Below are 5,887 nucleotides of genomic sequence, written 5' to 3'. Positions count from 1 at the left end.
ACGCCGGGGAGGGCGGGGGAGAGCCCCCGACGGAAGCCCGTCGTCCCGACGACCAGGAGTGATCGGGGGCCGACGCCCGGACGTCACTCCGGTACCGTGTTCCGCAGCGGGGATCCACCGAACACCACTGAGGGACACATGGGACTGACCATCGGGGTCGACATCGGCGGCACGAAGATCGCGGCCGGTGTGGTCGACGAATCGGGCGCCATCCTCGAAACCAGCACCGTGCCGACCCCGCCGACCCCGGAGGGCGTCGTCGACGCCATCGCCGCCGCGGTCCGCACCGTCGGCGCCGGCTCGTCGGCCGAGGCGGTGGGCATCGGCGCCGCCGGCTACGTCGACGACAAGCGGGCCACGGTGCTCTTCGCGCCCAACATCAAGTGGCGCCACGAGGCCTTGAAGGACAAGATCGAGCAGCGCGTCGGGATGTCCGTGGTGGTGGAGAACGACGCCAACGCCGCGGCCTGGGGCGAGTACCGGTTCGGGGCGGGCCGGGGGCACGACGACGTCGTGTGCATCACCCTGGGAACCGGCCTGGGCGGCGGGATCATCCTCGGCGGCCGGCTGCACCGCGGCCGGTTCGGCGTCGCCGGCGAGTTCGGCCACATCCGCATGGTGCCCGACGGCCTGCTGTGCGGATGCGGCAGCCAGGGCTGCTGGGAGCAGTACGCCTCCGGCCGCGCCCTGGTGCGCTACGCCCGGCAGCGCGCGGCGGCCGATCCCGACCGCGCCCGAACCCTGCTCGAACTGGGCGACGGCACCGCCGAGGGCATCGAGGGCCGACACGTCAGCGAGGCCGCCCGCGCCGGTGACCCGGTCGCCGTGGACTCCTTCCGCGAACTGGCCCGTTGGGCGGGCGCCGGACTGGCCGACCTGGCCTCGCTCTTCGACCCCTCCGCCTTCATCGTCGGCGGCGGCGTCTCGGACGAGGGCGATCTGGTGCTGGAGCCGATCCGCAAGTCCTTCCGTCGGTGGTTGGTCGGCGCCCGCTACCGGCCGCACGCCCAGGTGGTGGCGGCCCGCCTCGGCGGGCGCGCGGGGCTGGTGGGCGCCGCCGACCTGGCGCGGCAGGGCTGATCCCCCCGCGGGGGTCGGGCACGACATCGTCGGGCGGCGGGGTGTCCCGCCGCCCGACGGCGTGGGGGGACACGGAGAGCGGGGGTGAACCGTTGGCGGGGAACGCGACGGGTCCCGGCGACGCCGGGGGAACCGCCGACCCCGGGGTGGGCGTGCGGGTGGTGACCTGGAACGTGCGGTCGCTGCGGGACGACCGGGCGGCCCTCGTCCGGGTCCTGCGGGTGCTCGCCCCCGACGTGCTCTGCCTGCAGGAGATGCCGCGTTTCCTCGGCTGGCGCCGCCACGCCCTCCGGCTCGCCCGGGCGACCGGCCTGCGGCACGTGGTGGGGGGCGCGCCCACCTGCGGCACCGCCGTGATGGTGGGACCCCGGGTCCGGGTGGAGGAGGCCGACGCGGTGCCCCTGCCCCACCACCCGGGCCTGCACCGTCGGATCGCGGCCCGGGCACGGCTGCGGATCGACGGCGCGCCGTTGACCGTGATCAGTTGTCACCTCGGCCTCGACGGCCGCGAACGCCGGGTCCACCTCCGGCCGCTGCTCGCGGCGGCGGCACCGGGGCCCGCGGTGATCGCGGGGGACCTGAACGAGCGGCCCTCCGGGCCCGTCTTCCGACGGCTGGCGGAACTCCTGCGGGACGCCGGGGCGGACCCGCCCGGCGGCCCCGGCCCGGCCGGGGGCGCGACCTTCCCGGCCCGGGCGCCCGACCGCCGCATCGACGCGGTGCTGTGCGACCCGACCGTGGGGGTCGAGGGCTGCGGACCCCCGGACCCGGGGCGGGACGGTCGGGCGCCGGACGCGGTGGACCTGCGGCGGGCCTCGGACCACCTGCCGGTGCTCGCCCTGCTGCGGGTGCCCCCGGCCCCGGCGGTCGGCCCGGGCCGATGCCGGTGACACCGGCCCCGATCAGACCACCGCGCCGTTGCCGGGCCCGATCCAGTCGTCGTCGTCCCGGCCGTCCCGCATCCGCATGACCAGGGTCGCGAAGCCACCGAGGAAGCCGCCGATGCCCAGGGTGACCACCCACCAGCTCATCGTGAAACCGAGGACGGCGCTCAGGATCAGCAGCAGCGGACCGCCGAGCACCGCCAGCCAGGCGAACCGGGTGGTCGGGTCGGTCTCGGGCAGCGGAGGCGGCTCCGGGGGCACGAAGTGGCCCTCGTCCTCCTCCGACGGCGCCCAGTCACGGGGCCCGGGACCGTTCCACGGTCCCTTGTCGCCGTCCTCGGCGGGGGCGCCCGCCGGCAACCCGGCACCCGGGGCGCCGGCGAGCCAGTCGGCGGCCCGGTTCACCACCGGCGCCGCGGCGGGGGGTGTGCCGGGGTCGGCGTCGGGCTCGGGGGTGTCCCCGCCGGTCGCGTCCGCCGGGGTGTCGTCCCCCGTGCCCTCACGGGGGGCGTGCGGGCCCCCGGTCACGGCTCCGCCGCCCGCCGCGGCGTCCCCGGTCCCGCCCTCCGGCCCCGGTGGGTCGGCAGCCCGGCCCTCACCGCCGCCGGTGCTCCCGGTCCGTCCCGCGGGCTCCTCGTCCCAGCCCGCGACGATGGCCGCCCAGGCGGCCTCCTCGTCGATCGGTTCGCGGCCCTCGCCGCGCTCCCTGTCACGCTCCGTCACGTGCCGGCTTCCTCGTCGTCAGGCGGGTGATGAAGGCATCCGTCTCCTGGAAGATACGCGGGGCGTCGTGGTCCAGGGTCGCCACGTGGAAGCTCCGCTCCAGGAAGAGTTCGGTGACATCGGTGGAGGAGACCCCGCCGAGCACCAGGTTCGAGTCGGTCGGCGGCACCACGTGGTCCCGACGGCTGCGCATCACCAGCAGCGGCTGGGTGACCCGCGGCAACTCGCCGCGCACCAGGTTGAGCAGGTTCCGCAGGGCCAGGGCCGAGTGCAGGGGCACCCGGTCGTAGCCCACCTCCTCCCCGCCCTCCCGGGCGATGTCACTGGTGATCCCGGGGGTGCTGGGCACGAGATGACGCAGGACGGGGAGGGCGTGGCCCTTCCCCCGGGGGAAGGTCATGGCGGGGTTGACCACCGCCACGCCGGCCACCGCCTCGCCGTGCCGGGCCGCCAGCCGCAGGGCCAGCGTCCCGCCCATCGACAGTCCGCAGACGAAGACCCGCTCGCAGCGGTCGCCCAGCAGGCGCAGTTCCCGGTCCACCGTGGCGTACCAGTCCTGCCATCCGGTCGGACGAAGGTCCTCCCAGCGCGTTCCGTGGCCCGGCAACAGGGGCAGGGAGACGGTGTGGCCCGCCTCGGCCAGGTGCTCGGCCCACGGCCGCATCGACTGCGGCGATCCCGTGAAGCCGTGACACAGCAGGACGCCGACGGAGGAGGTCCCCTCGTGCTGGAAGGGCTCGGCACCGGGCAGCAACTGCATGGGCACTCCGATCGACGTCCGGTGGACCGTGGGGCACCCGCCCCGTCGCCGGGGGCGGTGATATCGCAGGCTACGGGATCCGGGAACCGCCGGCACCGGCGCCTCGGCGGGGACGGGTGGTGCCGGATCCGCCCCGCCACCCTACGCGCGCGTCCCGTGACCGGAAAGCCCGTTCACCGGGAACCGCCCCGGGTTCATCCGGCTCCCGCGGTCTGCCGGACCCCGGGCGGGCGGTTTCCCCGTTAAGGTCGTCCCGGCAGCGCACAGGAGGTTCCGGGGTTGTTGTACGGCGTCATGAAGGTATCGGTGGGGGCGGGTCTGAAGATGACCTTCCGCCCCTGGGTGGAGGGCCTGGAACACGTGCCCGCGAAGGGTCCGGCGATCCTGGCCAGCAACCACCTCTCGTTCTCCGACTCCTTCTTCCTCCCGGCGGTGCTGGACCGCAAGGTGACCTTCATCGCGAAGGCGGAGTACTTCAACACCCCCGGGGTGAAGGGGCGGTTGACCGCCGCCTTCTTCAAGGGGGTGGGCCAGCTCCCGGTGGACCGCTCGGGTGCGCGCGGCGCCGGGGAGGCGGCCATCCGCAGCGGCGTGGAGGTGATCGAGCGCGGCGAGCTCTTCGGGATCTACCCGGAGGGCACCCGTTCGCCCGACGGGAGGCTCTACCGCGGCAAGCCCGGCGGCCTGGCCCGGGTGGCGCTGATCACCGGTGCCCCGGTGATCCCGGTGGCGATGATCAACACCGAGAAGATCCAGCCGCCGGGCAAGGTGGTGCCCAAGCTGATGAGGCCGGGCATCCGGATCGGCGCCCCGCTGGACTTCGGCCGCTACCGGGGGATGGAGGGTGATCGCTTCATCCTGCGCTCGGTGACCGACGAGGTCATGTACGCCATCATGAAGCTCTCCGGTCAGGAGTACGTCGACATGTACGCCACCGCGGCCAAGCGGCTGATCGCCGAGGAGGCGAAGCGGCAGGCGGAGGCGGAGAAGTCGGAACGGGCGGAGAAGCGGGCCTGGGAGCGGGCCGAGCAGGACCGGCAGGAACAGGACCGGCAGGAGCGGCGTCGCGGGGAACGCGCCGGGGGCTGACGGCGCCGGGATCCGCCGGGGTGCCGGCGGGCCGGAGGGAACGGGGGAGGCCGATGGTCGTCACGGGACCGGAACCGGCACGCGCGGGGCCCTTCCCGTCGCCCCGGGAGGGGGACGGCGCCCCCTCGGGCGGGGGCATGTCGGTGGAGCGGCCCCTGTGGCGCGCCCTGGCCGGCTACCGCGTCCTCACCCTGCTCTACGCGATCGGTCTGTTCGTCCTCTCCGCCCCGGAGTACGGGCGGCCGTGGATCGGCGTCGGCTACCTCGGCGTGCTCGCGGTGTGGACCGTGGTCACCCTGCCCCGGGTCGGGTCCGCGGGGCGCTGCACCGCGGGCTTCCTCACCGCCGACATGGTGGTGGCGGTCTCCGGGATCCTGCTCACGCCGCTGGCCGACCCCCACCGGGAGGTCAACCCCACGCTCCCCTCGATCTGGGTCGCCGGCTCGGTGCTGGCCGTCGCCATCCGGGGCGGCTGGCGGTGGGCGGCGGTCGCGTCCGCCGTGGTGGGGATCGCCAACCTGATCGAGAACGGCGGCTTCTCCCGCAGCACCGTCCACAACGTGCTGCTGGTCTCGGTGGCCGCCGTGGCGATCGGGTACGTCGTCGAGGTCGCCCGGGCCAGCGAGCGGACCCTGGCCCGGGCGCTGCGCATCGAGGCGGCCGGCCGGGAGCGCGAGCGGCTGGCCCGCGACATCCACGACGGTGTGCTCCAGGTGCTCGCCATGGTGCGCCGGCGGGGGGACGAACTGGGCGGGGAGGCCGCCGACCTGGGACGTCGGGCGGGGGAGCAGGAGGCCGCCCTGCGGGCCCTGATCACCGGGGCCCCTCCCCTCGACGCGCCGGCGGACCGGGTCGCCCCCCGGGACCCGGGGACGGCCCGGCCGGGTTCCGCGCCCGGCGATCGCGCGGATCTGCGGGCACTGCTCGCCGCCCGGGCCCGGGACCGGGTGACCTTCGCCGGCCCCGCCGGCCCGGTGCTCCTGCCCACCGCCACCGCCCGTGAGGTGGACGCGGCGGTGGCCGCCGCCCTGGACAACGTCGAACGCCACGCCGCCGGCCCGGACGGCGAGCCGGCCCGGGCCTGGGTGCTGCTGGAGGACGAGGGCGGAACCGTACTGGTCACCGTCCGGGACGAGGGACCGGGCATCCCGGCGGGCCGCCTGGAGGCGGCGGCCAGGGAGGGGCGCCTGGGCGTCTCGCACTCGATCCGGGGGCGGCTGCGCGAGGTGGGCGGCGGGGCCCGTTGGACATCGGTGCCCGGAGAGGGCACGGAGGTGGAGATGACGGTACCGAGGGGAACGGACGCATGACGGGGGAGGAGGCGCGCCCGGCCGGGCGCGGGGGACACGAC

6 protein-coding genes are annotated in these 5,887 nt (G+C 75.8%); 4 read left to right on the top strand and 2 right to left on the bottom strand.

What is annotated here, in order from left to right:
• The first annotated feature begins 138 nt into the window (after positions 1–138).
• On the top strand, positions 139–1,080 hold the full coding sequence (locus FOE67_RS14175; protein ID WP_182664207.1) for an ROK family glucokinase: 942 nt from the start codon (positions 139–141) through the stop codon (positions 1,078–1,080).
• 92 nt (positions 1,081–1,172) lie between these two features.
• A complete protein-coding gene (locus FOE67_RS14170) occupies positions 1,173–1,970 on the top strand; it encodes an endonuclease/exonuclease/phosphatase family protein (RefSeq protein WP_182664205.1) in 798 nt (265 codons plus the stop codon).
• 12 nt (positions 1,971–1,982) lie between these two features.
• Here the strand turns inward: FOE67_RS14170 and FOE67_RS14165 are convergent, their stop codons facing one another.
• Both FOE67_RS14165 and FOE67_RS14160 read right to left on the bottom strand, forming a co-directional pair.
• Positions 1,983–2,687, bottom strand: a complete 705-nt coding sequence (locus tag FOE67_RS14165; RefSeq protein ID WP_182664204.1) for a hypothetical protein — start codon at positions 2,685–2,687, stop codon at positions 1,983–1,985.
• Positions 2,674–3,447 (bottom strand): alpha/beta hydrolase, encoded by a 774-nt coding sequence (locus FOE67_RS14160; protein ID WP_182664202.1) that lies wholly within the window; start codon positions 3,445–3,447, stop codon positions 2,674–2,676. Before FOE67_RS14160 ends, FOE67_RS14165 begins: the two co-directional genes overlap by 14 nt.
• A 282-nt stretch (positions 3,448–3,729) precedes the next feature.
• Here FOE67_RS14160 and FOE67_RS14155 point away from each other — a divergent pair, with 282 nt between their 5' ends.
• The gene (locus FOE67_RS14155; RefSeq protein WP_438874218.1) at positions 3,730–4,536 is read left to right on the top strand and encodes a lysophospholipid acyltransferase family protein; all 807 of its coding nucleotides are present in this window, start codon (positions 3,730–3,732) and stop codon (positions 4,534–4,536) included.
• 137 nt (positions 4,537–4,673) lie between these two features.
• Positions 4,674–5,846 (top strand): MacS family sensor histidine kinase, encoded by a 1,173-nt coding sequence (macS, locus tag FOE67_RS14150; RefSeq protein ID WP_182664209.1) that lies wholly within the window; start codon positions 4,674–4,676, stop codon positions 5,844–5,846.
• Positions 5,847–5,887 lie beyond the last annotated feature (41 nt).

It is taken from the genome of Streptomyces calidiresistens, assembly GCF_014141525.1.
Taxonomy (GTDB): Bacteria; Actinomycetota; Actinomycetes; order Streptomycetales; family Streptomycetaceae; genus Streptomyces; species Streptomyces calidiresistens.
This window is presented reverse-complemented; position numbering and strand designations above follow the sequence as displayed.